Origin of the sequence: Glacieibacterium frigidum, assembly GCF_007097155.1 — a bacterium.
Lineage (GTDB): Bacteria > Pseudomonadota > Alphaproteobacteria > Sphingomonadales > Sphingomonadaceae > Glacieibacterium > Glacieibacterium frigidum.
Genome location: NZ_VJWA01000001.1, coordinates 45,826 through 70,051 on the forward strand (window position 1 = coordinate 45,826; position 24,226 = coordinate 70,051).

Consider the following 24,226-nt stretch of genomic DNA (forward strand, 5'->3'; position numbering starts at 1 on the left):
GAAATGGGTCCCGGTTTTCGCCGGGATGACGGCAAAAGAAAGATCACAACGGCGACACCTTCGCGAAGAAGCGCGCCAGCCAGCCCTGGCGACTCTGGTCCGCCACCTGCCCCGTGCCCGAATAGCGGATGCGCGCGTCGGCGACGCGGGTCGAGACGACGCTGTTGTCGGGCGCGATGTCGGCGATGCGGACGAGGCCGGTCAGCTGGACCTGCTCCTCGCCGCGGTTGAGCGTCAGGCGCTTTTCGCCCGCGACGCGCAATATGCCGCCGGGCAGGCGCTCGCGCACCGTGACGGCGATCTCGCCCGACAACAGATTGTCCTGCGCCGCGGCCCCGCTACCCTTGAAAATCTGATTCGATCCGCCGCGGAGCAATCCTTTAGGGATGAAGGAAAACGGCTTGGCGGTCGGCAGGTCGATGCTCGTCTTGCCGTCGCGGCTGGCGTCGGCGCTGGCGGACTTGGACGCGCGCGTACGCTCGACGAGGCGGATGGTCAGCAGGTCGCCGACCCGCGCCGCCCGGTCGTCGCCCGCCAGCGCCGCATAGCGCCGCGCGTCGAACAGGCTGCCCGTCGGCGGCAGCGGCGGCGGCGCCTCGGCGAGCGTCGCGGGGACGGGCGGGGTGCTCGCGAAGGGGGTCAGGGCGCAGCCTCCCAGCATAAGCAGGGGCGCAAACCTAAACATTCTGCGTGACATAGCGCGCCATCTCGTCGGCGGCGTTGATCACCTTCGCGTTGACCTCGTACGCGCGCTGGGTCTCGATCATGTCGACCAGTTCCTGCACGGTGCTGACGTTCGACCCTTCCAGGCTGCCCTGGCGGATCGACCCCGTGCCGTCCGCCCCCGGTGCACCCGCCTGCGCGGCGCCGCTGCCCGCCGTCTCGCCGTAGAGATTGCCGCCCAGCGGCAGCAGGCCGCCGGGATTCAGAAAGCGCGTCAGCTGGATCTGCCCCAGTTCCTGTGCCGCGGTGTCGCCCGCGAGGCGCGCCGAGACGGAGCCATCGGGGGCGATGGTGATCGCGGTGGCGCCGTCGGGGATGATGATCTCAGGGTTCAGTCGCTCGCCGCTGGCGGTGACCAGCCGCCCCTCGGCGTCGAGCTTGAAGGCACCGTCGCGGGTATAGGCCTGGGTGCCGTCCGGGCGCGTCACCGCGAAGAAGCCGCCGCCCTCAATGCCCAGGTCGAGGGCATTGTCGGTTGGGGTCAGCGCCCCCTGTGCATGGATGCGCTCGCTGCCGGTCACGCGCACGCCGGTGCCGGTGCCGAGTGCAGCGGCATATTGCTGGTCGCCGCCCGCCGGGCTGCCCGCCTCGCGCGCGGTCTGGTACATCATCGTCGCGAAGCTCGCGCGGTCGCGCTTAAAGCCCGTGGTATTCACGTTCGCGAGATTGTTGCTGATCGTCTTCATTCGCGCGTCGAGGGCGTCGAGGCCCGAACGCGCGATCTGCAGGGCGGCGGTCATCCTCGGGTCTCCTAATTGTCGAGGCGCATCAGGCGCGCGCCGCCCTCGTCGATCTCGCGCGTCATGCGCAGCAGGCGGGTGACGCCCTCGAAGCCGCGCGACTGCTCGAGCAGTTCGACGAGCGTCGCCGCGGTGCCGACGTTCGACCCTTCGAGGGTGCCGCCGCGCAGCCGCACGCCGGGATCGGCGTCGAGCGGTGCCGCTGTGCCGAAACGCCCGTCGGGCCGCTTGATAAGACCCGTGCCGTCGACGAGCCTTATGCGGCCCGCGACGACCCCGCCTGCCGACACCGTTCCGTCGGGCGCGATGCTCAGCGCGACGCCGCTCGGCACGGTCAGTGGCCCGCCCTCGCCCAGCACCGCGTCGCCCTCGCCGGTTTCGAGGACACCGTCAGCCGAGACGCGCAGGTCGCCGCGCCGCGTATAGCTTTCGGCGCCGTCGGCGGTACGCACCGCGATCCAGCCGCGTCCGTCGACCGCGATGTCGGTGTCCTTGCCCGTCGCGGTCATCGCGCCGCCTTCGAGCATCGCGGTGCGCACGATCCCGTCCGCCTGGGCGCGCGTCGCATCGCCGCCGTCGAGCCAGTGCGCGGCGACGCTCGCGAGTTCGCGCCGGAAGCCCGGCGTCGAGGCGTTGGCGAGGTTGTTCGCGGTGATCGCCTGCGCGGCTTGGCTGGTCCGCATCGCGGTCAGCGCGGTATAGATCAGCCGGTCCATGATCAGTTGCGGATGTTGATGATCGTCGACAGCAGCGTCGACGAGGTCTCGATCGCCTTCGCATTGGTCTGGAAGTTACGCTGCGCGGTGATCAGCCCGACAAGTTCCTCGGTCAGGTCGACGTTCGAGCGTTCGAGGCTGCCCGACAGGATGGTGCCGGCGCCGCCCTGGCCGGCCTCGGCGGTCAGCGGCGCGCCCGACTGCGGCGTGGTCAGGTAACTCGCGTCGCCGGTCTGTTTCAGACCCTGCGGGTTGGCGAAGACCGCCATCGCGACCTTGCCGATGACCTGCACGACGCCGTTGGAAAAGCTCGCCTGCAGCTTGCCCGCGGCGTCGACCGCGACGCTTTCGAGTTGGCCGGTGGCATAGCCGTCCTGGGTTATCGTCGAGACGGTGAACGGCCCCGATTGCTGCGTCGTCAGGCTGCCATGGTCGATCGCGACGACCTGCGCCTCGCCGCTGTCGGGCGGCGTGAAGGGGTCGAACGCCACCGCTGCGGTCGGCGCGGTCAGCACGCCGCCGGCGTCGAAGGTCAGCGTCTGCCCCGCGACGCCGCCGCGGGTCAGCGCCGTGTCGCCGACATAGGTGTAGGCGGTCCACTGGTGGACGGGCGCGGCCGTCGTCGGCGCGGCGGTCTTGACGTAATAGACGGTCGCCGGAAGCGGATTGCCGAGCGCGTCGTAGACCGTCGTCGAGGTCGCGTTGTTGTAGGTCGCCGCATCGTTGCGATCGAACGCATAGGCGTTGGTCGCGGTATAGATCGGCTTGGCCGGGATGATCGGCGCGCTGGCGGGCAGGTTGACCGTCAGCTTGACTACCCCCGTCGCCTGCGGCGCGCCCGAAGTCAGCGGCAGCTGAGCCGCGAGCGTGGCGTCGAGCTGGGTTGTGCGGACATTGCCGTCGGCAGTGGTCGGGAACAGCTGCAGCCGCCGCCCTGCCGCATCGACGACGAAGCGGTCGGCGGTGACCGCGAAGGCGCCGTTGCGCGTGAACACCGCGCCGCCGTCCTCGCCCTTCACGGTGAAGAAGCCCTGGCCCGAGATCGCGAGGTCGAGGGCGTTGTCCGAAGTCTGGATCGCCCCCTGCTGGAACTGCTGCGCGACGCTGCGCACCGCGGTGCCGCTCCCGATGACCCGCGCGGGGTTCTGCAGCGGCGACGAGGCGATGATGTCGCCGAACGCGACGCGCGACTTCTTGAAGCCGTTGGTGCCGGTGTTGGCGATGTTGTTGGACACCGTCGCGAGTTCGGTCTGCGCGGCGTTGAGGCCGGTCAGGGAGGTGAAGAACGACATGGCGCTATTCCTTCGCGGCTAATGTGGCGGCGATCAGCGTGTCGAGCTTGGCGCTGATCTCGCCGAGGCCCGAAACCTGCGAGAACTGCGCCATCTGCGAGACATACTCGCTGTTATCGACGGGCTTGGTCGGGTCCTGGTTCTTCAGCTGCGCCGACATCAGCGCGAGGAAATCCGACTGGCCGAGCGTCGTCTTGTGGACGGGCGCCGCGGCGGTCTGCGTGCGAAGGCCGATGGAATCGATCATTTGCCCATCCTCAAAGTATCCAGGATCAAGGACTTGGCGGTCGCCATGACCTCGACGTTGTTGGCGTACTGGCGCGCGGTCTCGGTCATCTCGATCAGCTCCTGGTTGGTGTCGACGCGCGCCACCCAGACGTCGCCAGCCGCATCGGCGAGCGGGTGGGTCGGGTCGTGACGGCGTTCGGGCGCGCTGCCGTTGGCGATGCGCTCGACGTCGACCGTGGCGAGCGAGCCTGAGTATTCGGTCGCGAAGACGGGTTTGAGCGCGCGATAGGCGCCCGCCTCGGACCCCGCGGCCGACCCGGCGTTGGCGAGGTTCGACGCGACCGTGTTGAGGCGCACGAGCTGCGCCGACATCGCGCGGCCGGCGATATCGAAGACCGTCAGCGCGCTCATTCTCCGCCCCTCAGCGCGGTCATGATCGTGCCGACGCGGCCGTTCAGGAAGGCGAGGGTGGTGCGGTACTGCACGGCGTTCTGCGCGAATTGCGCCTGTTCGACCGACAGCTCGACCGAATTGCCGTCGAGCGACGCCTGCACGGGGATGCGGTAGCGCTCGGCCTTCGCGCCATCGAGTGCGGCACGGAAATCGAGATCGCGCGCCTTGAACCCCGGCGTCGCGGCATTGGCGATGTTCGACGCGAGCAGCCCGAGCCGCGCCTGGCGGACTTCGAGCGCCCGGCCATGAATGCCGAACAGGGGATCTGGCGTCGTCATGGCGAACGCTGTGCAAGGCGTGTGCCAAGTGGGTTTGTCGAGGGGGACGGCGGGGCGGCCGGGTGGTGACCGGCAAGGGGTTGCCGGGTGGGCGGCAATGCGGTGCCTCGATCGTTCAGCCGTCATGCTGGCGAACGCCAGCACCCACTGTCGAGCAAGCCCGGTTTGCGCGTCTCGCACCGCCATGGGTGCTGGCATTCGCCAGCATGACGACCGTTCCCCGCGAGAAGTGGCCCACTCCTTGCAGCGTCCCCCTGAAAGGAGACCCCGCCATGCTCGCCGCCGCCCTCGCCGCGCAGATCGCCGCCTTCACCGGCCAGCCCGTCACCCTCGACCCGCGCCTCGCGCCTCCTGACTGCGCGGCGACGCCGGTCATCGCCTGGGTGCCGCCCGGACGTGGCGCGGTCAGCGTCAGCTGCGCCTCGCCCGGCTGGCGGCTGTTCGTCCCCGTCGCGGGCAACGCCGCCCGCGCCGCGCCCGTCGTGCGGCGCGGCGACGTCGTCGCGGTCGTCGCGGGTGGCCCCGGCTACCGGATCAGCGTCGCGGCGATCGCCGAAACCGACGCTGCGCCCGGTGCGCGCCTGCGCCTGCGCAACCGGGCTACAGGCGAGCGCCTGCAGGCCGAGCTGCGCGACGACGGCGAAATATGGTTAGCGGGCCTTTAAACTCTCGGCGCCCCGCCGTTATCGTGGGTGAAGGGCCCGGGCGTATCGCCGGTGCCTGCGTGGAGTTTGCTCGATGAACGTACCCCCGATCACCACGACCCGCGCTGCGGCTCTCGAGCCCGGCAACGCGCGCAGTGCCGCGACCGCTACGTCGCCGGCGCTTGCCGTGACGCGCGCACCCGATCCGCTCGCCTTGTCGCCGACTGCACAAGCGGCGCGCGACCTCGCCGCCGCACCTCCGGTCGACACCGCGAAGGTGGCGGCGCTGAAGAGCCAGACCGCGGCGGGCAGCTACACGGTCGACCCCGCGCGCATCGCCGACGCGATGATCGCGCTCGATCTACCGGGCAAATGAGCGAGCCGCCGTTCGAGGTGCTGCTCGCCGCGCTGCGCGCCGAACTCGCGGCGCTCGACGGCGACAATGCCGACACGATTGAGGCTGCGACGACGGCCAAGCTTGCGGCACTCGGCGGCTTGCGCGAGGCGCCGACCCGCGCGCAGGTGGAAACCGCGCAAGCCTTGAACGCGCTTGCCGCTGCCCGCGTCCGCACCAAGGCCGCCGGTATCGAGCGCCGCCTCGCCGCGCTGGCGACCGCCGCCGGGCGCGGCCCCGCCCTGTGCTATGGACGCGACGGGCGAACGTCTCTATAGGCCCGCGCTCGCGAAACTGAATCGCCCGGCCGTATTGGGCTGCCGTGGCGATTCGAAAGCGCGTCTTTAGGAGACCGAAATGCCCAAGTTGAAGACCAAGAGCGGGGTCAAGAAGCGATTCAAGATCACCGCTTCCGGCAAGGTCAAGCATGGTGTCGCCGGCAAGCGCCACCGCCTGATCCACCACACCTCGAAGTACATCCGCCAGAACCGCGGCACCACGGTGATTTCCGATGCAGACGCACGGACGATCAAGCTGTGGGCCCCGTACGGTCTCGGTTAAGGGAGGCCTAGGAAATGGCACGCGTTAAGAGGGGCGTTACGTCCCATGCCCGCCACAAGCGGGTCCTCGACCAGGCGAAGGGCTATTACGGCCGTCGCAAGAACACTATCCGCATCGCGCGTCAGGCCGTCGAAAAGGCCGGCCAGTACGCGTACCGCGACCGCAAGGTGAACAAGCGCAACTTCCGCGCGCTGTGGATCCAGCGGATCAACGCCGCGGTTCGCGAGATGGGCCTGACCTACGGCCGCTTCATGCACGGCGTGAAGCTCGCGGGCATCGAGCTCGACCGCAAGGTCATGGCCGATATCGCGATGCACGAGCCCGAGGCATTCCGCGCGATCATCGCGCAGGTGCAGTCGGTCCTCGACGTGCAGGCGCCGAAGCAGACCGGTCCGGTTGCGGGCGTCGCCGCCTAAATAGCGGTTACGAAGAACAAGGGGCGCGGATGGCTTGCCGGCCATCCGCGCCATTTTTCGTGTGCCGCAATGCCTTGCTTATTCGACTGGTAGAACTTGGCGCATCTAGTCGTCCGTCACTTCCACGTCTGCGAGAACGACGCGGAAGAACGCTGGCACAGGCTGATGCGGATCATTTTCACGCTTGTATGTGACCTTCATTTCACCCTCGACATATGGCAAGCGAACGGCTGTAGCCGGGGCGATCAGATCAACAAACACTCGCATCTTTCCACGGCCGAAAAACCTGGTTTTGGGGCTCGGACCTTCGATATTTACAAACTCCCGCGGGTCAATTGTAATTCTGGCCACGCTGGACTCTTTGGGTACACCTATAGCCGGCAGTCTTTCTATCGCTTGCAGCTCCAGTAAGTAGGGGAGCGTATAAGTAAGTGAAACCAGCTCCTCATTCCCTTTAGCGGTCATAGAATTGATCAGATCTGCAACCGCCATATCTGTTTGCAAAATATCAGTGACAACTCTATTTAGAGACCAAACTAGAGAAAACGCCTGCATAGGTGGCGATATATCTGAAACTATTACGGCAACATTGTCTCTCATATGGTACACAACGTAACCGCATGCTATTTCCCCCGACTCGTATGTAATTTCTATTGACTGCAGAAACGCGTAGTTGTGCTTACATTTGTTACAAAGAATGGTAGAAAATCGCTTTAATTTACGTACAATAGTGCGGTACTCGTTTTGTATCTTGCTCGACGGATTTAGCAATTTAATTATCTCGGTTTCATATAGTTCGAAGAGTTCGGATGCAGCATAGACTACGTCTAGAAAATCATCTAGATGGTCGTTTGTGTTACCTTTGCTGCTTTTATCCCAACCTTCATTTTGCCGACTACTCTGATAAACCTCCAAAGATGCTAGGCACCGTTTAAGTGCGCGTTGTAGACGACGGGAAAGGATAGAATATCCGACCAGAAGGTCGCTGACTCTCGACTGTGTTGCGCCAAGTCGTTTACCATGCAGCGCCTCGGCGAGAGGGGACAGAAATACCGCTTTGTCGACACTGGTTGATTCGCTCATCCTGAAGTGTGTGAGGAGTTAATCCTTGTGTCCAGCACCCAACATTCAGGGTCTATCCGCCAACTCCGCAACCGCGATACCTGCTCGCCCCATGGTATCTTTCGGCGCTCGCCCTCTGCCGCGACCGCTGCGGCCGAGCTGTGGCGGCACGTCATGGCCGAGGACGATGCGACGATGGCCAGGCGCAAGCTCAAGTGGACGCAGCGCTACGGCGGGCTTCTTCGCATCGCACCCGGTCAGCCTGAAGTAGGCGGCGACGCTCGCCGCAGCGGTAGCGTCGATGAACGACCCGGGCGACCCCGGTGTCGCATCGCATCGGGCGGCGATCGCGCCGCATCTGCCGCGTTTTCTGAATGCGCAGGTGAGCCTCAATGATTTCGGCGGCTTGGACTATCTGCTCGGCCAGTTGGCCGCGAGCAGCGGCTGGTCGGGTGATCTCCTCTATGCGCGCGGCGAGTTGTACCGGCGGCGGGGCGAGCCCCGCGATCTCGTGACCGCTTCGCAATTCTACGGCGACGCACTCAAGGCGGGCTACACCGCACCCGAAGTGCACCGCGACCTCGGCCTGTCTCTGCTGCGCAGCGGCCAGCCTAGCGGTGCGAAACAGTCTCTTTCCGAATATCTCCGCCTTAAGCCCGACGCCGGCGACGCCAAGGCGATCGCTGCGCTGCTCGCCAACTAGGGATCGACGATGACCAGCCTTCGCTTCGCTTTGTCACTCGCTGCGCTGCTGGCCGCAGTCCCTGCGCTCGCCAACTCGCTTGTCGCGCCGGGACCTGCAACCGGCATCGCCAAGTCGAGCTTTTCCGCGGCCCCGACGAGCGAGTGGAACCGGCTGAGCGCGCGTGAGAGCAAGAAGGCCGAAACCTGGACGCTCGACGGTCCCGACCTCAACCGAGTCGTTTTCTTCGGCGGCATCGCGGTCGGCGAGCCGCTTTTCCGTGAGTTCGACAAGAAGAAGCAGCCGCTGCCGCGCGTCACGCCCAACATGCTGATCACCGACATCCCTGTGCTGCTCGAAACCAGCTACCGCAGCCGCGGCCTCGTCAGCCAGTTCAACGTCGACACGATCGAACCGGCCACCGTCGGCGGCCACAAGGGCGTTCGCTTCACCTATCGCTACGTCCGCGCCGACGATGTCGAGCGCAAGGGGGAGGCGATGGGAGCGATCGTCAAGGGGCAGCTGTATCTGACGACCTACGAAGCCCCCGCGATCTATTTCTTCGACCGCGATCTCGAGAAATTCCGCCAGCTTGCAGGCACGCTGAAGATGTGAGCGGGCAGGCTACCCGGCCCGGTCGCTGAGATACGCGCGCAGCTCGTCACTGCCGCCGATCCGCTCGTCGTCGATGAAGATTTGCGGCGTGGTGTCGACGCCGTGTTCTTCCTTGAACGCGTCGACCTCCTCGCGCGTCTGCAGCAAACGATCGTCGACCTCGTAGCCGCCGTCCTGCAGCAGCTGGTGCGCGGCCACGCCGAACGGGCAGACATGATCGGGGAGGACCATGCGGTAGAGGATTGCGCTGCTCATGGGGGTCGCCTTTCGAATGGGCGAGGGAAACGCGCGGGTGCCGGCGCAGGCCCCACCGGGGTTTCGTTTTCGGCCCCCAGCGGCTACCAGCCTCGCGCCATGACCGAAACGCTTGAACACGACCTTCTCGCCCACATCGCCGCCGCCGACACGCTCGACGCGCTGGAGGCGGTGCGCGTCGCTGCGCTCGGCAAGGCGGGGTCGGTGACCGCGTTGATGAAGACGCTGGGGGGCATGGCGCCCGACGCGCGGCTGGTCGAGGGTCCGCGGCTCAACGCGCTGCGCGAGGTCGTCGCGGGGGCGATCGCGGCACGCAAGGGCGAGCTGGAGGCCGCCGCGCTCGACGCGCGGCTGGCGACCGAGCGGCTCGACATGACGCTGCCCGCGCCCGAGCGGCCGACCGGCACGATCCACCCGATCAGCCAGGTGTTCGACGAGCTGGCGGAGATCTTCGCCGACCTGGGTTTCGCGGTCGCGACCGGCCCGGAGATCGAGGACGACTGGCATAATTTCACCGCGCTCAACATTCCCGAGAGCCACCCGGCGCGGGCGATGCACGATACCTTCTACTTCCCGCAGAACGCCGCCGACAGCGACCGCAAGATGCTGCTGCGCACCCACACCTCGCCGGTGCAGATCCGCACGATGATGACGCAGGCGCCGCCGATCCGCATCATCGCGCCGGGGCGGACGTATCGCAGCGACAGCGACGCGACCCACACGCCGATGTTCCACCAGGTCGAGGGGCTGGTCATCGACCGGGGCATCACGCTCGGCCACCTGAAGTGGACGCTGGAAACCTTCATCAAGGCATTCTTCGAGGTCGACGATGTGACGCTGCGCCTGCGGCCGAGCTATTTCCCTTTCACCGAGCCCGGTGCCGAGGTCGATGTCGGTTGCTCCTGGGCGGGCGGGCGCCTGAGCATCGGCGGCAGTGAATCGTGGCTCGAGGTGCTGGGCAGCGGCATGGTGCACCCGCGCGTCATCGCTGCCTGCGGCCTCGATCCCAACGAGTGGCAGGGCTTCGCCTTCGGCTGCGGCATCGACCGGCTGGCGATGCTCAAGTACGGCATTACGGACCTGCGCGCCTGCTTCGACGCAGACCTGCGCTGGCTCAAGCATTTCGGCTTCCGCGCGCTCGACGTGCCGACGCTCAGCGGCGGGATCGGCGCATGAAGTTCACGCTCAGCTGGTTGAAGGACCATCTCGACACGACTGCCAGCGTCGACGAGATCGCCGCCGCGCTGACCGGCCTTGGGCTGGAGGTGGAGGGCGTCACCGACCCCGCCGCCGCGCTCGCGCCGTTCACCGTCGCGCACGTGCTGACCGCCTCGCGCCACCCGCAGGCCGACAAGTTGCAGGTGCTGACCGTCGATACCGGCGACGGCGCGCCGAAGCAGGTCGTGTGCGGTGCACCCAATGCGCGTGCCGGCATGAAGGGCGTGTTCGGCGGGCCGGGCGCCTATGTGCCGGGCAGCGACCTGACGCTGAAGGCCGCCACGATCCGCGGCGTCGAATCATTTGGCATGATGTGCTCGGCGCGCGAGTTGCAGCTGTCCGACGAGCACGACGGCATCCTCGAACTGCCCGACGATGCGCCGGTCGGCACCGCCTACGCCGCCTATGCCGCGCTGTCGGACCCGGTGTTCAACGTCGGCATCACGCCCAACCGCCAGGATTGCATGGGCGTGTCGGGCATCGCGCGCGATCTCGCCGCCAAGGGCATCGGCACGCTCAAGGACCGGCCGGTCGAGCTGGTGCCCGGTGCTTTCCCGTGCCCGGTGCCGATCACCACGACCGACGACGGCTGCCCCGCCTTCCTGGGGCGAGTCGTGCGCGGCGTGCGCAACGGCCCGTCGCCCGACTGGCTGCAGCGGCGGCTGCGCGCGGTTGGGCAGAAGCCGATCTCGGCACTGGTCGACATCACCAACTTCATCACATTCGACCGCGGGCGGCCGCTGCACGTCTATGACCTCGCGACGCTGCACGGCGGGCTGACCGCACGGCGCGCGAAGGACGGCGAGAGCGTCGTGGCGCTGAACGGCAAGACTTATGCGCTCGACGAGACGATGACCGTGATCGCCGACGAGGCCGAGGTGCACGACATCGGCGGCATCATGGGCGGCGCGGCGTCGGGGGTCAGCGAGACGACGACCGACGTGTTGATCGAGTGCGCCTATTTCGATCCCGCACGGATCGGCGCGACGGGGCGCAAGCTCGGCATCTTCACCGATGCGCGCGCGCGCTTCGAACGCGGCGTCGACCCGGATTTCCTGATCGCCGGGATCGAACTCGCGACGCACATGGTGCTCGACCTGTGCGGCGGCGAAGCGTCCGAAGTGATCACGGCAGGCGAAATTCCGCAGCCCGCGCTGACCGTCGCGTATCGCCCTGAGCGCACGCTGGGTCTCGCCGGGGTTGCGGTGCCCGAGGACGTGCAGGCCGATATCCTGTCCCGCCTCGGCTTCCGCGTCGAGATGGGTGAGCCCTGGGTTGTCGGCGTGCCGTCGTGGCGGCGCGATATCGACGGCGAGGCCGACATCGTCGAGGAGGTCGTCCGCCTGTTCGGCTTCGAGCATGTCCCGTCGACACCGCTCGAACGCGCCCCCGGCGTCGCCAAGCCGACCGCGACGGCGGCGCAGAAGCTCGAGCGCGGCGTCCGCCGGGCGCTCGCGGCGCGCGGACTCGACGAGGCGATCACCTGGAGCTTCGTGCCGCCCGCGCAGGCCGAGCCCTTCGGCGGCGCGGCGTGGACGCTCGCCAATCCGATCTCCGCCGACCTCGCGGCGATGCGCCCGTCGCTGCTGCCCGGACTGCTGGCGGCGACCGCGCGCAACCTCGCGCACGGCCAGTCGTCGATCCGTCTGTTCGAGCTGGGGCGGCGCTATCTGGCCGGGGGCGAGCCGCTGACTGCGGGCGTCGTGCTGGCGGGCGAGCGTACCGCCCGCGACTGGCAGACCGGCGCTGCAACGGCGTTCGACGCGCTCGACGCCAAGGCCGAGGCGCTGGCGGGCCTTGCGGCAGCCGGCCTGCCGGTCGAGCGGCTGATGGTCCTGCCACCCGCCGACGGCTGGTACCACCCGGGGCGTTCGGGCCGCCTCGGCCTCGGCCCGAAGACGATCCTCGCGGCGTTCGGCGAGCTCCACCCGCGTATCGCCGCGCAGTTCGACCTGAAGGGTCGCGTCGCCGTCGCCGAGCTGTTCCTCGATGCGGTGCCGCCGTCGCGCGCGACCGGGCGCACCCGCCCGTCGTATGCCCCGCCGGCGCTTCAGGCGCTGACGCGCGACTTCGCCTTCCTCGTGCCCGCCGACCAGCCCGCCGAGGCGCTGCTGCGCGCGGTGCGCGGGGCCGACAAGGCGCTGATCGCCGACGTCCGCCTGTTCGACCGCTTCGCCGGGCCGGGCGTGCCGGAGGGTCAGGTCAGCCTCGCGCTGACGGTCACCATCCAGCCCGCCGACCGCAGCCCCACCGACGCCGAGATCGAGGCGCTCGCCGCGAAGATCGTCGCGGCGGCGGCGAGGGCTGGGGCGACGCTGCGGGGTTGATTGATAACGTCGTGTGATGACGTTACACTCGGGTCATGCGGACGATCATCGATATACCCGACGAGCAGTTGCGACGCGTCGATACAATCGCGCGGCGGCGCAACTGGTCGCGTGCGGCGACGGTCCGCAAGGCGCTCGAGCAGTTCGTCGAAAGCCAGCCCGACGACTTCGACGCTGTGCTCGACAAAGCGATCGCCGCCTGGTCGCATATCGAGATCGACGGTCTCGAATGGCAGCAAAGGCTGCGTGCCGAATGGGATAGCAGTGTTTCCGCCGAATGATTTTTGACAGCTGCGTCGTAATCGACGGCCTGAAGGCTCACCCCGCCGCGCGCGAGATCGCGCGCTCGGCACCGCGTCGCGTGATCAGCGTCGTGACCCGGGCAGAGGTGCTCGCTGGAGCCAGCGCGGGTGCCGCCGAGATCGGCGCTTGTGCCTATCTCGACCTGTTCGAAGCGATCGATATCGACAGCGCCCTGGCAGATACCGCCGGGCGTCTTCGTCATCGGCTCAAGCTCAAGACGCCGGACGCCCTGATCCTCGCAACCGCGCAGAGGCTCGGCCTGCCGATCGTCACGCGCGACAAGAGGCTGGCGAGCGCCGCTGGGACAACGCCCGCCTACACGCTCGACTAACCCCGGCGCCCGCGGAAATCGTCCTCGACGATCGGCGAGATGTGGATCTCGACGCGGCGGTTCTGAGCACGGCCGGCCTCGTCGGCGTTCGACGCGATCGGCTGCGACTTGCCGAAGCCGCGCGTCGCGATGCGGGCGCGGTTGACGCCGCGGGCGCTCAGATAGTCCGCGACCGCCAGGGCACGCTCCTCGGACAGGCGCTGGTTGACCGCGTCGGTGCCGACCGAATCGGTGTGGCCAGTCACGTCGACATAGGTCGACTGATAACTGCCGAGCGTCTGCGCGACCTGGTCGAGCGTGCCGCGGAACGGCGTCTTCACGGCAGCCGAGTTGAAGTCGAAGGTGATGCCGCTGGGCATGCGCAGGTCGAGATTGTCGCCGCGCCGCACGACCTCGACGCCGGTGCCCGCGGTGCGGGCGCGCAGCTCGCGCTCCTGCCTGTCCATGTACCCGCCGACCGCGCCGCCCGCGACCGCGCCCAGGCCCGCGCCGATGATCGTCTCGGCGCGGTTGTTGCGGCCGCCGAGGATCGCGCCGAGCACCGCGCCGGTGACCGCGCCCGCGCCTACGCCGATGCCCGCCTTCGATACGCGCTGCTGCCCCGTATCGGGGTCGGTGACGCACCCTGCGAGGCCCAGCGAGGCGATGGTGGCGATGACGAGGACGCGCGGCTTGAACATCGTGAAGTCTCCCTATTGGCTGCCGCGCTACGTCCGCGCGGCTGACGCGAAGCTGAACGATGAACCGTGGCGTGCCGGCTGCGTTCCAGTTAAAACCACCGCTGACGAGCATGCGCGCCCGCCCGCGCTACTGGAGACTATGGACGCCTTCCCCTGGCTCGACGCAGCCATCATCGTCGCGCTGATCCTGCTCAACGGTGTCTTCGCGATGTCCGAGATGGCGATCGTCTCGTCGCGCAAGCCCCGGCTGCGCGCCATGGCGAACGGCGGCAGCCGCGGTGCGAAGGCGGCGATCGGCCTGGCCGAGAACCCCGGGCACTTCCTGTCGACGGTGCAAATCGGCATCACGCTGGTCAGCATCGTCAACGGTGCCTTCTCGGGTGCGTCGCTGGCGGTGCCGGTCGGCCAGCGGCTGTCGGCGTCGTTCGGCCTGCGCCCCGAGACGGCGGAGAACATCGGCTTCGGGCTGGTCATCGTCGTCATCACCTATCTGTCGCTGATCATCGGCGAGCTGGTGCCCAAGCAGTTCGCGTTGCGCCGGCCCGAGAACATCGCCAGCCTGGTCGCGCCGCTGATGGCCGGGCTGACCAAGGTGCTGACGCCGGCCGCCTGGCTGCTCGAACGCTCGACGCACTTCGTCTTCGTCGCCCTCGGCCAGCGCCATTCGGCCGACCAGAGCGTCACCGAGGAGGAGCTGCGCTCGGTCGTCGCCGAGGCCGAGACGGCGGGCGTCATCGAGGAGCAGGAGCATGCGATGATCACCGGCGTGATGCGCCTGGCGGATCGTCAGGTGCGCGGCGTGATGACCCCGCGCGGCCAGGTCGAATGGCTCGACGCGGGCGACAGTGATGCCGAGATCCGCGCCGCGCTGGTCGCGACGCCGCATACGCGCCTGCTCGTCGCCGAGGGGTCGGTCGACATGGTGATCGGCGTCATCCAGGCACGTGACGTCGTCGCCGCACTGATCGAGGGGCGGGCGATCGACCTGCGCGCGCTGGCGCGGCCCGCACCCGTGCTTCCCGACGTCATCGATGCGGTCGACGCGCTCGCCGTTCTGCGCGACGCCGAAATCCCGATCGCGCTGGTCCACGACGAGTACGGGCATTTTGAGGGGATCGTGACTCCCGCCGACCTGCTCGCGGCGATCGCGGGCGCATTCCGCAGCGACATCGACAATGGCGAGGAGGCCGCGGTGCAGCGCGACGACGGGTCATGGCTGTTGTCGGGCTCGATGGCCGCCGACGAGATGGCCGATCGCCTGGGCCTCGATCTGCCGGTCAACCGCGACTACCAGACCGTCGCGGGCTATCTCCTGTCCGAGATGCGCCACTTGCCCGAGACCGGCGAGGCACTGACCGTCGGCGACTGGCGCTTCGAGGTCGTCGACATGGACGGGCGCAAGATCGACAAATTGCTCGTCAGTCGGGCCTGAGCGGGGGACTTGCCACGCCTGCCGCGTAATGACCCGCGGATGCTGAGCGTGACCCCCGACGACGACGCGACGCTGATGCAGCGGGTCGCGGGCGGCGACGCCGATGCCTTCACGCTGCTCGTTCGCCGCCTCCATGCCCCCGCGCTGGGCCATGCGATGCGCATCCTGATGAACCGCGCCGATGCCGAGGATGCCGTGCAAGCGGCGCTGACCCGGCTGTGGACCGCTGCGGCGCGTTACGACCCCGCGCGCGGCAGCGTCGGGGCCTGGTTCCACCGCCTGCTGACCAACCTGTGCCTCGACCGGCGGCGCAGCGTCCGCCTAGTGACGACGCGGGTTTCAGCGACGCTCGACGACGCGTGGGACATCGCCGACACCGGGCCTGACCCCGCGCAGGCAGCGGTGGCCCGCGCGCAGGCGCGGCGCATCGATGCCGCGATGGCACGGCTCAACCCGCGCCAGCGCGCCGCGATCGCGCTGTTCCATGGCGAGGGCGCATCGATGGCCGAGATCGCCGAGGCGCTGGGCACCACCCCCAAGGCGGTCGAGGGATTGTTGGGCCGCGCACGTAGTGAATTGAAACAGCTGCTCGCCAGCGATGCCCCCGAAAGCGCCCGATGACGCCCGCCGACCTGATCGATATCTATGGAGCCGACCCCGCCCGCTGGCCCACCGAGGACCGTGCCGCTACACTCGCTGCGATTGCCGCCGATCCGGCGCTCCAGGCGAAGCTTGCCGAGGCGCGGGCGCTCGACGCTATGCTCGGCGACTGGGCGGCGCGCGTGCCTGCACGGGCCGATGCCGACGCCGTCGCCGCACGGATCCTGCGACCGGCGCCGCGCTGGCCGCGCATTGCCGGAACCGGCGGACTGATCGCGGCGGCAGTCGCGGCGGTCGTGCTGGTGACGCCACCGACGCTGGCGCCTGCGCCGGTCACCACCGTCGCCGCGACGGCCGACATCGAGGCCGCCGACGATGCTGATTTCGCCACCCTGTTCACACCGACGCCCGACGAGGAGAGCCTGACATGAAGATTTTGCTGACCGCCTCCGCCGCGCTGCTCTGCGCGACTGCGGCAGCCGCGCAGGTGACCCCGCCCGCGCCGCCCAGTCCGCCGGCGATGACGACGCCGCCAATGCCCCCGATGCCGCCGCGCGGCGGGATGCGCGGCTTCGGCGCGATGAGCGAGCCCGGACGCCAGGCGATGATGGGCGCGATGCGCGCCGACCGTGCCGCGAACCGGGCCGACCACGACCGCGTCAAGGCGTCACGCGACCGGATGCTGGCCGTGCTCGATGCCGAGCGGCTCGACACCGCCGCGCTCAAGCGCGCGATGGACGAGGAGCGCGAGGCCGCCAATGCCATGAAGGCGCGGCGCCAGTCGGCGATGCTCGCGGCGTTTCAGTCGCTGTCGGTTGCCGACCGCCGGGCCTTCGTCGCCGACGCGCGCAGCATGCGCGACCGGGTCGAGACGCGCGTCGAGAAGCGCATGAACCGCCGGATGAAGCGCCACGGCGGGGGCGACGACATGGTCCCGCCGATGCCCCCGATGCCGCCCCAGCCGCCGCGCTGAGGCGTCAGTCCATCAGGCTTTCGTAACGCCGCAGGTGGAAATCGGCATCGCCGAACTGGCTCTCGATCATCGACGCGCGCTTGAAGTAGTGGCCGATCGCGAGCTCGTTCGAAATGCCGATGCCGCCGTGGATCTGCACCGCGCCCTGGCCGACGAAGCGAAGCCCGCGCGCGATCTTGTTCTTGGCGGCCGAGACATGCTTCGACCGGTCGGCGTCGTTGAGGCGCAGCGTCGCCATCAGCGTCATGCTGACCGCCTGCTCGACCTCCATGAACATGTCGACCATGCGGTGCTGCAGGACCTGGAACTCGGCGATCGGTCGACCGAACTGCTTGCGCTGCCGGGCATAGTCGAGCGTGCCCTCGTGGAGGCGGCGCGCGACGCCGGCGCCTTCGGCACAGACCGCGGCGATGGCCTCGTCGACGACCTGCTCGACGAGCGGCAGCGCGCCGCCTTCGTCACCCAGCAGCTGGTCGGCGGCGGCGCGGACGTTCTCGAAATAGACTTCCGAAGCGCGCGCGCCGTCGACGGTCGGATAGTCGCGGCGCGTGATGCCGGCAGCATCAGCCGGGATCAGGAACACCGAGACGCCGCCGCTCTCGCGCTGCGAGCCGCCGGTGCGCGCGGTGACGATGAAATGCGTCGCGAAGGGTGCGTCGCGGACGACTGCCTTGTGGCCGTTGATGACGAAGTCGCTGCCGTCCCTGCGCGCCGTGGTGCGCAGGTCGGCGAGATTGTAGCGGCCCTGCGGCTCGGCATAGGCGAAGGCGATGACGACCTGCCCGCCGATGATCTGCGGGATCACCGCATCGGCGTTGCCGCCACCCGCGCGTTTGAGGAAACCGCCGCCGATTACGACGGTCGACAGGTAAGGTTCGATGACGAGCGCCTTCCCGATCTCCTCCATGATCACCATGTTGTCGACCGCGCCGCCGCCCAGGCCCCCATGGTCTTCGGCGAACGACGCGCCGAGGATGCCGAGCTCCTGCGCGAAGGCCTGCCACACCGCGGGGTTCCATCCGGCCTCGCCGTGCACGGTCTTCATCCGCGTCTCGAAGTCGTAGGTATCGGCGAGGTAGCGCGCGACCGAGTCGCGAACCATCGTCTGTTCGTCGCTGAAGTTGAAGTCCACGGCACTTTCTCCCCGCGCGCGTTCGGCGCTGCTTCATCTCTAGATAAACGTCATGCTGGCGAACGCCAGCACCCACTCCTGCCCGCGCGCCCGTCGCCGGGTCACGCTGCGAACTGGGTGCTGGCGTCCGCCAGCATGACGCGCGCTTAGTTCAGAGCCCCAGCACCATCTTCGCGATGATATTCCGCTGGATCTCGTTCGAGCCGCCGTAGATCGACGTCTTGCGGACATTGAAATAGGTTGGCGCGGCGCGGTGGGCGTAGTCGGGGCCGATCGGGTGCTCGTTGTCGCCCTCGCCGAAGCCGCGGAAATAGGGCGCGCCGTAGTGGCCGACCGCTTCCAGCGCGAGTTCTGTGATGCGCTGCTGGATCTCGGTGCCCTTGATCTTGAGAAGCGACGATTCCGGCCCCGGGCCCTTGCCCGACGCTTCGCCCGCCAGCGTGCGCAGCTCGGTGAATTCGAGCGCGGCGAGATCGATCTCGAGCTCGGCGACCTTGCGCTTGAAGAACGGGTTGGCGAGCAGCGGCGCACTCTCGTCGCCGAAGCTGTCGAGTTCGGTGCGCGCGATCGCCTTGACCTTCTCGACGCCACGCTTCGAGGCCGCGACGCCGGCGATACCGGTGCGCTCGTGCGCGAGCAGGAACTTGGCGCAGGTCCAGCCCTTGTTCTCGTGGAAGACGCGGTTCTCGACCGGCACGATGACGTCCTCGAGCCAGACCTCGTTGACCTCGTGCTCGCCGCCCAGCGTGATGATCGGCCGAACGGTGATGCCCGGCGTCTTCATGTCGATCAGCAGGAAAGAGATGCCCTCCTGCGGCTTCGAAGTCGGGTCGGTGCGGACGAGGAAGAAGCCCCAGTCGGCGTGCTGCGCCAGCGTCGTCCAGGTCTTCTGGCCGTTGACCTTGTAATATTCCTTGCCGTCGTCGCCGGTGAAGCGCTCGGCCTTGGTGCGCAAGCTGGCGAGGTCCGAACCCGCACCCGGCTCCGAATAGCCCTGGCACCACCACACCTCACCCGACAGGATGCCGGGCAGATGCTGCGCCTTCTGCTCCTCGGTTCCGAAGGTCCAGATGACGGGCGCGACCATGTTGAGGCCGAAGGGCAGCAGGCGCATCGCATCGGCGCGTGCGCTCTCCTCGCCGAAGATGTACTTCTGAACCGACGTCCAGCCGGTGCCGCCATGCTCCTTGGGCCAGGCGATGCCGGCCCAGCCCTTCTTCGCCAGCGCGCGGTGCCAGCTCAGGAAATCCTCCTTCGACAGCTCCTCGCCCTCTTCGGACTTGGTGCGCAGCTGTTGCGGATAATTCTCGGCGATGAAGGCGCGAACCTCGTCGCGGAAGGCAAGGTCCTCGGGCGAAAAATCAAGGTTCACGACGGCGACTCCCCAGTCAGGTTGACGTTTACGTTAACATGCGCGCGGAGGCTGCGCCAGCCGGGGCCGGGTGTCGCACCGCGGATTCAGCTGATCGCGGCCATCTCGTACAGGAAATCGACGAAGCCCATCGAGCTGCCGACCAGCCCCTGCACCTTGGGGTTCGACGATTCGACGACGAAATACTCGTTCGGGGCATGCGCGCCGCTGCCGTGGCCCAGCCCGAACTGGCCCGCGGGCAGGCTGACCGGCGGCGCGGTGAAGGTCGCCCCCGGCCACGATCCGGCGAGGCGCGGGAACAGCGTCGCCTGCGCCCCGGCGCGCGCGTACACCGCCTGCTGGGCGCGGATGACGCGGCTGGTCTCGGCGGTCTCGGTCGGGTCGTAGCCGCCGCTGACCTTGACCTCGATATCGCCGAAGCCGCGCTTGGCGAGATGCGCGCGCAGCTTGGCCTGCGCCTCCTTCGCGGTCTGGTTCGGCACAAGGCGGAAGTCGAGCTTCGCGACCGCACGCCCGGGCAACACGGTCTTGCCGCCGGGGCCGGTATAGCCTGCGACCAGCCCCTCGATGTTGACCGTCGGCTGCGACGCGAGCCGCTCGGCGGCGGTGGTGCCGGTCTCGCCGTTGATCCATTGCTTCACCCCGAGCGCCGACAGCCGCTCGGCATCGTCGCTTGCCTTGGAGTTGAGCGCGATCAGCTGGCGCTCGCGGGCGGTCAGCGGGCGGACATTGTCGAACCAGCCGTCGATCGCGGGCGTGTTGCCGTCGGGGCCGACCAGAGTCTGGAGCGCGGCGACGAGGTGGAACGACGGGCTGTCGACGATCGCGCGCAGCGACGAGTGGATGTCGCCCTTCGGACCCTTGCCCCACGCCTCGCCGCTGGCGATCAGCTCGACCTCGATCATCCCCTTGGCGCCGAGGTTGATGTCGACCGCGCCCGATTTCGCCTGCCACGCGCTCGGGATGACGATGCCCTCGCAGCGCTTGAGCGCGGCGAGCACCTGCGGGGCCTGCACGACCTGATGGAAGTTGGGCGACCCGATCTCCTCCTCGCCCTCGGCGACGAGGACGAGGTTGACCGGCAGCTTTTTGCCCGCCGCGCGGAAGGCATGCAGCGCGCCGAGGAAGGCGCCCTGCGGCCCCTTCTGGTTGACCGCGCCGCGCCCGACGATGACCTTGCCCCAGCCGGGCTTGTCGACCAGCGCGGCGTCGAACGGCGGCGAGCTCCATTCGGACGCCACCACCTGCTTGACGTCGTACATGAAGTAGATCCCCATCGTCCGCCGGGCACCGGCGTCGAGCGTCGCGAAGATGCCGGGCTGGCCGACCGTCGGCATCTTCTGCACCGTCTGGAAGCCCGCATCGCGCAGCATGTCCATGGTGAAGGCGCACGACTGCTCCATCTGCCAGTTCTCGGCGGCGATGCCGGGATGGCGGATCCACTCCTGGATGCGCGCGACGCTCGCCGCGGCACCCGCGTCGGCGGCGGTGCGGATCGCCTTCAGGTCGCCGCTGGCGGCCAGCGCCTGACCGGGCACGAACCCCAATGCTGCCGTCGCCCCCAGCAGTTCACGCCGATCGATCATGACTAACCCCTTCGTTTCGCGCCTTTGCGGCTTTGCGTGATCCAGTCTTTCCCGCTCATCCCAAAGGTCGGCAAGAAGAATTGCTCACGCGGCGCCGCAAAGCCGCGAAAAGGCGTCACTCCGGCCCGAGCGGCCAGTCGTCGGGAAGGGGGGCGGTGACGCGGATCGGGTCGGCGCCTTCGCGGTAGGGGATCTCGATGGCCGCGGCGTGCAGGCGCATCGGCCCGCCGCCTGCGCCATAGACCGGATCGCCGAGGATCGGGTGGCCCAGCGCCGCGGCATGAACGCGGACCTGGTGCGTGCGCCCGGTCTCGGGGCTGAACTCGACCAGCGCGCGGTTGCCGTCGCGCCGCAGCACGCGCCACCGCGTCGCGGACGCCTTGCCGCCCGCATCGACGACCATCCGCCAGCCCTGCTCGGCGCTCGAAATCTTGGCCAGCGCGGCGTCGATCCGCCCCTCGTCATCCGCCGGCGCGCCGTCGACGACCGCCAGATAGGTCTTGCCTATACGCCCGCCCTCGAACAGCTGGGTCAGCTTTTTGTGCGCCTTCGGGTGGCGCGCCAGCACGAGGCAGCCCGAGGTGTCGCGGTCCAGCCGGTGAGCCGGCTGCGGGTTTCGCACGAAGCCCTCGCGCAGCTCCCACAGATGATCCTCTAGGCTGCGCGGCGTGCGCGGCCCGGGATGGACCGCGAGGCCGGCGGGCTTGTCGATGACGAGGCAGTGCGCGTCGATGTGAAGGATCGGCAGGATCATGGCTGCCCCCTAGCACCGATGCCGCCATTAAGCATTTCCGGACCCCCGCCGTCCTGAGCCACGCAACCGCAACGGGAGTGGACCATGACCGTCATCAACACCAACATCGCCGCACTGACCGCCCAGGCGGGCCAGCGTAGCGCGCAGATGGGCCTCAGCATGGCGATGGAGCGCCTGTCGACCGGCCAGCGCATCAACTCGGCGAAGGACGACGCCGCCGGCCTCGCCATCGCCACCCGCATGACCTCGGACGTCCGGGGCCTCAGCGTCGCGATGCGCAACGCCAACGACGGCATCAGCCTCGCGCAGACCGCCGAAAGCGCGATGGGCGAGGTCACCAACATGCTGCAGCGCATGCGCGAACTCGCGGTGCAGGGCGCCAACGGCACGATCACCGGCGACGACCGCGCTGCACTACAGGCCGAAGTCGTGCAGCTGCGCTCCGAGATCGACAATGTCGCGACGCGCACCAACTTCAACGGCATCAAGCTGCTCGACGGCTCGGCCAAGGGCCTGCTGCTGCAGACCGGCAGCCGCGCCGGCGAGACCGTCAGCTTCGGCATCGGCAGCGCCAAGGCGACCGACCTCGGCACCGGGCGCACCGCCGCGCTGACCGCGACGGGCAGCTATGAGGCGACGGCGTCGAACCTGACCGCCAACCAGGCACTGAGCGCCGGCGACCTCGTCATCAACGGCGTGACCATCGGCTCGGGCTCAGCCGACGACGACAATGTCAGCTCGAGCGAGAAGTCGGCGTCGGCGCTGGCCAAGGCCGCCGCGATCAACCGCGCCAGTGCCGAGACGGGGGTGCGCGCCGTCGTCGGCAAGGCGGTGATGACCGGCACCGCGATGACCGCCGCGACGCTGACCGGCACGATCACGATCAACGGCAAGACCACCGACACGATCACCACCAACACCAATGCCGCGCAGAGCCGCAAGCTGGTGCTCGACGCGATCAACGCGATCAGCGGCCAGACGGGCGTCGTCGCGGTCGACACCGGCGACGACAATGCCGGGCTGCGCCTCGAGGCCGCCGACGGGCGCAACATCGTCGTCTCGATGACGACGCTCACCGGCGCCGCCACGGGCGTCAAGACCGGCGCGCAGTCGGGCACCTTCTCGCTCGTCGCCGACAACGGCAAGCCGATCGACGTCGGCTCGACGGGGTCGGGGCGGATCAGCCGCTCGGGGCTGACGGCGGGCAGCTACGAGCGCGGCGTCTCGACCGCTTCGACCGACGCCCGCGCCGTCGCGACGAGTGCGGCAACCGCCTACACGCTCAACAACGGCGACCTCAGCATCAACGGGACCAACATCCGCGGCGCGACGGCCGAGGACGACGTGTTCTCCGATGCGACCGCGCTGTCGTCGAAAAAGGCTGCGAGTGCCATCGCCATCGCCAACGCCATCAACGCATCGTCGGACACGACGGGCGTCAAGGCATCGGCGAACGCGCTGACGCTGACCTCGTCGACGACCACGGTGATCGGCGCGACCGCCACCGCGACGCTGGTGATCAACGGCGTCAGCCTCGACGTGACGCTCGACGCCGCGGACTCGGCGCAGGCGACGCGCGATAACGTCGCCAAGGAGATCAACAAGTACAGCGGCCTGTCGGGCGTCACCGCCAAGGACAATGGCCGCGGCGGGCTCGAACTGACCGCTGCCGACGGGCGCAACATCAGCGTCTGGGTCGACAGCGACGAGGCGACCGCGGCGAACCTCGGGCTGGGCGGCGTCACGGTACAGGGCACCGGCACGGCCTACACCGTCGTCGGCGTCACCGACCCGACCGACGTCTCGGCGTCCGCGGTGCAGACCGCCTATTCGACCGTCTCGCTCAGCGCGTCGAAGGGCATCGAGGTCAAGGCGGGCAGCCTCGCATTCGGCAGTGCGTCGAATTTCACGCGGCTCGGCTTCGAGGAGAACAGCTACGGCACCGACAAGGGCGGGCTGAAGATCCGCGACGTCGATGTCTCGACCTCCGAAGGCGCCAGCGCCGCGCTCGGCGCGATCGACGAGGCGCTGCAATCGGTCAACATCGACCGCGCCAACCTCGGTGCTGTACAGAATCGGCTGGAGGCGACGGTCAACAACATCACCTCGAACGTCACCAACCTGTCGGCCAGCCGCAGCCGCATTCAGGACGCCGACTTCGCCGCGGAGACGACCAACCTGGCGAAGGCGCAGGTGCTCAGCCAGGCCGCGCAGGCGATGCTGGCGCAGGCCAACCAGAGCCAGCAGCAGGTCCTCCAGCTGCTCCGCTAATTCCGCTTACCCCTCGACCTCGCCCGGCGCTCACCCCGCCGGGCGTTTTTTCGTGCGCGGCACCGACACGCATGCTACGCGCCGCGTCCGCGCAGCGGAGCGGTGGCCGAGTGGTCGAAGGCGCACGCCTGGAAAGTGTGTATGGGTCAAAAGCCCATCGTGGGTTCGAATCCCACCCGCTCCGCCAC

29 protein-coding genes, 1 tRNA gene and 2 pseudogenes are annotated in these 24,226 nt (G+C 68.4%); 18 read left to right on the top strand and 14 right to left on the bottom strand.

The genetic code is table 11. The features are described from left to right. Window positions 1-43 precede the first annotated feature (43 nt). The 7 genes from FMM06_RS00225 to FMM06_RS00255 are packed head-to-tail and all read right to left on the bottom strand — an operon-like array spanning window position 44 to window position 4,430. A complete protein-coding gene (locus FMM06_RS00225; RefSeq protein ID WP_143554225.1) occupies window positions 44-661 on the bottom strand; it encodes a flagellar basal body L-ring protein FlgH in 618 nt (205 codons plus the stop codon). A 16-nt stretch (window positions 662-677) separates the two neighbouring features. After that, a complete protein-coding gene (gene flgG, locus FMM06_RS00230; RefSeq protein ID WP_143554226.1) occupies window positions 678-1,463 on the bottom strand; it encodes a flagellar basal-body rod protein FlgG in 786 nt (261 codons plus the stop codon). Window positions 1,464-1,474: 11 nt separating this feature from the next. Continuing rightward, window positions 1,475-2,179 (bottom strand): flagellar basal body rod protein FlgF, encoded by a 705-nt coding sequence (locus FMM06_RS00235; RefSeq protein ID WP_143554227.1) that lies wholly within the window; start codon window positions 2,177-2,179, stop codon window positions 1,475-1,477. Between the two features lie 2 nt (window positions 2,180-2,181). After that, window positions 2,182-3,471 carry a flagellar hook protein FlgE gene (locus FMM06_RS00240; protein ID WP_143554228.1) on the bottom strand — a complete coding sequence of 430 codons (1,290 nt, stop codon included), beginning with the start codon at window positions 3,469-3,471 and terminating at the stop codon, window positions 2,182-2,184. 4 nt (window positions 3,472-3,475) lie between these two features. Further along, window positions 3,476-3,718, bottom strand: coding sequence for a flagellar hook assembly protein FlgD (locus FMM06_RS00245; protein WP_143554229.1), 243 nt, complete (start codon window positions 3,716-3,718; stop codon window positions 3,476-3,478). After that, window positions 3,715-4,110: a flagellar basal body rod protein FlgC gene (gene flgC / locus FMM06_RS00250; RefSeq protein ID WP_143554230.1), complete on the bottom strand. Its 396-nt coding sequence runs from the start codon at window positions 4,108-4,110 to the stop codon at window positions 3,715-3,717. The genes FMM06_RS00245 and flgC overlap by 4 nt, the downstream gene beginning before the upstream one ends. Continuing rightward, the gene (locus FMM06_RS00255) at window positions 4,107-4,430 is read right to left on the bottom strand and encodes a flagellar basal body rod protein FlgB (protein WP_143554231.1); all 324 of its coding nucleotides are present in this window, start codon (window positions 4,428-4,430) and stop codon (window positions 4,107-4,109) included. Before FMM06_RS00255 ends, flgC begins: the two co-directional genes overlap by 4 nt. Before the next feature lie 272 nt (window positions 4,431-4,702). Between FMM06_RS00255 and FMM06_RS00260 the strand changes: the two genes are divergently transcribed. From FMM06_RS00260 to rplT, 5 genes are all read left to right on the top strand, one after another. Further along, window positions 4,703-5,095 (top strand): flagella basal body P-ring formation protein FlgA, encoded by a 393-nt coding sequence (locus FMM06_RS00260; protein ID WP_185964978.1) that lies wholly within the window; start codon window positions 4,703-4,705, stop codon window positions 5,093-5,095. Window positions 5,096-5,168: 73 nt separating this feature from the next. After that, window positions 5,169-5,450, top strand: a complete 282-nt coding sequence (gene flgM, locus FMM06_RS00265) for a flagellar biosynthesis anti-sigma factor FlgM (protein ID WP_143554233.1) — start codon at window positions 5,169-5,171, stop codon at window positions 5,448-5,450. Next, the gene (locus tag FMM06_RS00270) at window positions 5,447-5,746 is read left to right on the top strand and encodes a hypothetical protein (protein WP_143554234.1); all 300 of its coding nucleotides are present in this window, start codon (window positions 5,447-5,449) and stop codon (window positions 5,744-5,746) included. The genes flgM and FMM06_RS00270 overlap by 4 nt, the downstream gene beginning before the upstream one ends. Window positions 5,747-5,825: 79 nt before the next feature. Beyond that, complete coding sequence (gene rpmI / locus FMM06_RS00275; protein ID WP_143554235.1) at window positions 5,826-6,029, top strand: 50S ribosomal protein L35; 204 nt, start codon at window positions 5,826-5,828, stop codon at window positions 6,027-6,029. A gap of 14 nt (window positions 6,030-6,043) precedes the next feature. Continuing rightward, window positions 6,044-6,445 carry a 50S ribosomal protein L20 gene (gene rplT / locus FMM06_RS00280; protein ID WP_143554236.1) on the top strand — a complete coding sequence of 134 codons (402 nt, stop codon included), beginning with the start codon at window positions 6,044-6,046 and terminating at the stop codon, window positions 6,443-6,445. 105 nt (window positions 6,446-6,550) lie between these two features. On the opposite strand, the gene FMM06_RS00285 is transcribed toward rplT, so the two are convergent. Then, window positions 6,551-7,528, bottom strand: a complete 978-nt coding sequence (locus tag FMM06_RS00285; RefSeq protein WP_143554237.1) for a hypothetical protein — start codon at window positions 7,526-7,528, stop codon at window positions 6,551-6,553. 280 nt (window positions 7,529-7,808) lie between these two features. Here FMM06_RS00285 and FMM06_RS00290 point away from each other — a divergent pair, with 280 nt between their 5' ends. Continuing rightward, on the top strand, window positions 7,809-8,210 hold the full coding sequence (locus FMM06_RS00290) for a tetratricopeptide repeat protein (RefSeq protein WP_143554238.1): 402 nt from the start codon (window positions 7,809-7,811) through the stop codon (window positions 8,208-8,210). Between the two features lie 9 nt (window positions 8,211-8,219). Further along, window positions 8,220-8,804: a hypothetical protein gene (locus tag FMM06_RS00295; RefSeq protein WP_143554239.1), complete on the top strand. Its 585-nt coding sequence runs from the start codon at window positions 8,220-8,222 to the stop codon at window positions 8,802-8,804. A gap of 9 nt (window positions 8,805-8,813) precedes the next feature. Here the strand turns inward: FMM06_RS00295 and FMM06_RS00300 are convergent, their stop codons facing one another. Next, entirely contained in the window at window positions 8,814-9,059 is a 246-nt protein-coding gene (locus FMM06_RS00300) for a glutaredoxin domain-containing protein (RefSeq protein ID WP_235888976.1), read from the bottom strand. Window positions 9,060-9,158: 99 nt separating this feature from the next. On the opposite strand from FMM06_RS00300, the gene pheS reads away from it, so the two are divergent. From pheS to FMM06_RS00320, 4 genes are read left to right on the top strand one after another with little or no spacing between them, the layout of a single operon-like run. After that, window positions 9,159-10,235, top strand: a complete 1,077-nt coding sequence (gene pheS / locus FMM06_RS00305) for a phenylalanine--tRNA ligase subunit alpha (RefSeq protein ID WP_143554240.1) — start codon at window positions 9,159-9,161, stop codon at window positions 10,233-10,235. After that, window positions 10,232-12,604, top strand: a complete 2,373-nt coding sequence (pheT, locus tag FMM06_RS00310; RefSeq protein WP_143554241.1) for a phenylalanine--tRNA ligase subunit beta — start codon at window positions 10,232-10,234, stop codon at window positions 12,602-12,604. Before pheS ends, pheT begins: the two co-directional genes overlap by 4 nt. A 35-nt stretch (window positions 12,605-12,639) precedes the next feature. Beyond that, window positions 12,640-12,885 (top strand): ribbon-helix-helix domain-containing protein, encoded by a 246-nt coding sequence (locus tag FMM06_RS00315; RefSeq protein ID WP_143554242.1) that lies wholly within the window; start codon window positions 12,640-12,642, stop codon window positions 12,883-12,885. Continuing rightward, window positions 12,882-13,238: a PIN domain-containing protein gene (locus FMM06_RS00320; protein WP_143554243.1), complete on the top strand. Its 357-nt coding sequence runs from the start codon at window positions 12,882-12,884 to the stop codon at window positions 13,236-13,238. Before FMM06_RS00315 ends, FMM06_RS00320 begins: the two co-directional genes overlap by 4 nt. Here the strand turns inward: FMM06_RS00320 and FMM06_RS00325 are convergent. Then, window positions 13,235-13,918 carry an OmpA family protein gene (locus FMM06_RS00325; protein WP_143554244.1) on the bottom strand — a complete coding sequence of 228 codons (684 nt, stop codon included), beginning with the start codon at window positions 13,916-13,918 and terminating at the stop codon, window positions 13,235-13,237. The genes FMM06_RS00320 and FMM06_RS00325 overlap by 4 nt on opposite strands. A gap of 139 nt (window positions 13,919-14,057) precedes the next feature. Between FMM06_RS00325 and FMM06_RS00330 the strand changes: the two genes are divergently transcribed. From FMM06_RS00330 to FMM06_RS00345, 4 genes are read left to right on the top strand one after another with little or no spacing between them, the layout of a single operon-like run. Continuing rightward, the gene (locus tag FMM06_RS00330; RefSeq protein WP_144237003.1) at window positions 14,058-15,350 is read left to right on the top strand and encodes a hemolysin family protein; all 1,293 of its coding nucleotides are present in this window, start codon (window positions 14,058-14,060) and stop codon (window positions 15,348-15,350) included. A 39-nt stretch (window positions 15,351-15,389) separates the two neighbouring features. Next, complete coding sequence (locus tag FMM06_RS00335; RefSeq protein WP_143554245.1) at window positions 15,390-15,971, top strand: RNA polymerase sigma factor; 582 nt, start codon at window positions 15,390-15,392, stop codon at window positions 15,969-15,971. After that, on the top strand, window positions 15,968-16,381 hold the full coding sequence (locus FMM06_RS00340; RefSeq protein ID WP_143554246.1) for a hypothetical protein: 414 nt from the start codon (window positions 15,968-15,970) through the stop codon (window positions 16,379-16,381). The genes FMM06_RS00335 and FMM06_RS00340 overlap by 4 nt, the downstream gene beginning before the upstream one ends. Continuing rightward, entirely contained in the window at window positions 16,378-16,923 is a 546-nt protein-coding gene (locus tag FMM06_RS00345) for a periplasmic heavy metal sensor (protein ID WP_143554247.1), read from the top strand. Before FMM06_RS00340 ends, FMM06_RS00345 begins: the two co-directional genes overlap by 4 nt. A gap of 4 nt (window positions 16,924-16,927) precedes the next feature. Here FMM06_RS00345 and FMM06_RS00350 read toward each other — a convergent pair whose 3' ends face one another. The 4 genes from FMM06_RS00350 to FMM06_RS00365 all read right to left on the bottom strand — a co-directional run bounded on the left by FMM06_RS00350 (window position 16,928) and on the right by FMM06_RS00365 (window position 21,767). Further along, window positions 16,928-18,055 (bottom strand): acyl-CoA dehydrogenase family protein, encoded by a 1,128-nt coding sequence (locus tag FMM06_RS00350; RefSeq protein ID WP_143554248.1) that lies wholly within the window; start codon window positions 18,053-18,055, stop codon window positions 16,928-16,930. Window positions 18,056-18,206: 151 nt separating this feature from the next. Continuing rightward, a complete protein-coding gene (locus FMM06_RS00355; RefSeq protein WP_143554249.1) occupies window positions 18,207-19,427 on the bottom strand; it encodes an acyl-CoA dehydrogenase family protein in 1,221 nt (406 codons plus the stop codon). A gap of 86 nt (window positions 19,428-19,513) precedes the next feature. Next, entirely contained in the window at window positions 19,514-21,013 is a 1,500-nt protein-coding gene (locus FMM06_RS00360) for a M20/M25/M40 family metallo-hydrolase (RefSeq protein ID WP_143554250.1), read from the bottom strand. A gap of 115 nt (window positions 21,014-21,128) precedes the next feature. Next, a complete protein-coding gene (locus FMM06_RS00365) occupies window positions 21,129-21,767 on the bottom strand; it encodes an RluA family pseudouridine synthase (protein WP_143554251.1) in 639 nt (212 codons plus the stop codon). 84 nt (window positions 21,768-21,851) lie between these two features. On the opposite strand from FMM06_RS00365, the pseudogene FMM06_RS17040 reads away from it, so the two are divergent. The 3 genes and pseudogenes from FMM06_RS17040 to FMM06_RS00375 form a co-directional block, all read left to right on the top strand. Continuing rightward, a pseudogene (locus tag FMM06_RS17040) lies at window positions 21,852-22,262 on the top strand (flagellin N-terminal helical domain-containing protein); the annotation flags it as partial. 1,503 nt (window positions 22,263-23,765) lie between these two features. After that, a pseudogene (locus tag FMM06_RS17045) lies at window positions 23,766-24,038 on the top strand (flagellin); the annotation flags it as partial. A 96-nt stretch (window positions 24,039-24,134) separates the two neighbouring features. Continuing rightward, window positions 24,135-24,225 (top strand) — tRNA-Ser (locus FMM06_RS00375). The last annotated feature ends 1 nt before the right edge of the window (window position 24,226 follow it).

Coding starts and splice junctions, on each gene's coding strand:
- FMM06_RS00330 (WP_144237003.1), top strand. CDS start 14,058: ATGGACGCCTTCCCCTGGCTCGACGCAGCCATCATCGTCGCGCTGATC.
- FMM06_RS00360 (WP_143554250.1), bottom strand. CDS start 21,013: ATGATCGATCGGCGTGAACTGCTGGGGGCGACGGCAGCATTGGGGTTC.
- FMM06_RS00285 (WP_143554237.1), bottom strand. CDS start 7,528: ATGAGCGAATCAACCAGTGTCGACAAAGCGGTATTTCTGTCCCCTCTC.
- flgG (WP_143554226.1), bottom strand. CDS start 1,463: ATGACCGCCGCCCTGCAGATCGCGCGTTCGGGCCTCGACGCCCTCGAC.
- FMM06_RS00300 (WP_235888976.1), bottom strand. CDS start 9,059: ATGAGCAGCGCAATCCTCTACCGCATGGTCCTCCCCGATCATGTCTGC.
- FMM06_RS00235 (WP_143554227.1), bottom strand. CDS start 2,179: ATGGACCGGCTGATCTATACCGCGCTGACCGCGATGCGGACCAGCCAA.
- FMM06_RS00315 (WP_143554242.1), top strand. CDS start 12,640: ATGCGGACGATCATCGATATACCCGACGAGCAGTTGCGACGCGTCGAT.
- FMM06_RS00290 (WP_143554238.1), top strand. CDS start 7,809: ATGAACGACCCGGGCGACCCCGGTGTCGCATCGCATCGGGCGGCGATC.
- FMM06_RS00270 (WP_143554234.1), top strand. CDS start 5,447: ATGAGCGAGCCGCCGTTCGAGGTGCTGCTCGCCGCGCTGCGCGCCGAA.
- FMM06_RS00295 (WP_143554239.1), top strand. CDS start 8,220: ATGACCAGCCTTCGCTTCGCTTTGTCACTCGCTGCGCTGCTGGCCGCA.
- FMM06_RS00225 (WP_143554225.1), bottom strand. CDS start 661: ATGCTGGGAGGCTGCGCCCTGACCCCCTTCGCGAGCACCCCGCCCGTC.
- pheT (WP_143554241.1), top strand. CDS start 10,232: ATGAAGTTCACGCTCAGCTGGTTGAAGGACCATCTCGACACGACTGCC.
- FMM06_RS00240 (WP_143554228.1), bottom strand. CDS start 3,471: ATGTCGTTCTTCACCTCCCTGACCGGCCTCAACGCCGCGCAGACCGAA.
- FMM06_RS00335 (WP_143554245.1), top strand. CDS start 15,390: ATGCTGAGCGTGACCCCCGACGACGACGCGACGCTGATGCAGCGGGTC.
- FMM06_RS00340 (WP_143554246.1), top strand. CDS start 15,968: ATGACGCCCGCCGACCTGATCGATATCTATGGAGCCGACCCCGCCCGC.
- flgC (WP_143554230.1), bottom strand. CDS start 4,110: ATGAGCGCGCTGACGGTCTTCGATATCGCCGGCCGCGCGATGTCGGCG.
- FMM06_RS00255 (WP_143554231.1), bottom strand. CDS start 4,430: ATGACGACGCCAGATCCCCTGTTCGGCATTCATGGCCGGGCGCTCGAA.
- flgM (WP_143554233.1), top strand. CDS start 5,169: ATGAACGTACCCCCGATCACCACGACCCGCGCTGCGGCTCTCGAGCCC.
- FMM06_RS00320 (WP_143554243.1), top strand. CDS start 12,882: ATGATTTTTGACAGCTGCGTCGTAATCGACGGCCTGAAGGCTCACCCC.
- FMM06_RS00365 (WP_143554251.1), bottom strand. CDS start 21,767: ATGATCCTGCCGATCCTTCACATCGACGCGCACTGCCTCGTCATCGAC.
- rplT (WP_143554236.1), top strand. CDS start 6,044: ATGGCACGCGTTAAGAGGGGCGTTACGTCCCATGCCCGCCACAAGCGG.
- pheS (WP_143554240.1), top strand. CDS start 9,159: ATGACCGAAACGCTTGAACACGACCTTCTCGCCCACATCGCCGCCGCC.
- FMM06_RS00325 (WP_143554244.1), bottom strand. CDS start 13,918: ATGTTCAAGCCGCGCGTCCTCGTCATCGCCACCATCGCCTCGCTGGGC.
- FMM06_RS00245 (WP_143554229.1), bottom strand. CDS start 3,718: ATGATCGATTCCATCGGCCTTCGCACGCAGACCGCCGCGGCGCCCGTC.
- rpmI (WP_143554235.1), top strand. CDS start 5,826: ATGCCCAAGTTGAAGACCAAGAGCGGGGTCAAGAAGCGATTCAAGATC.
- FMM06_RS00260 (WP_185964978.1), top strand. CDS start 4,703: ATGCTCGCCGCCGCCCTCGCCGCGCAGATCGCCGCCTTCACCGGCCAG.
- FMM06_RS00345 (WP_143554247.1), top strand. CDS start 16,378: ATGAAGATTTTGCTGACCGCCTCCGCCGCGCTGCTCTGCGCGACTGCG.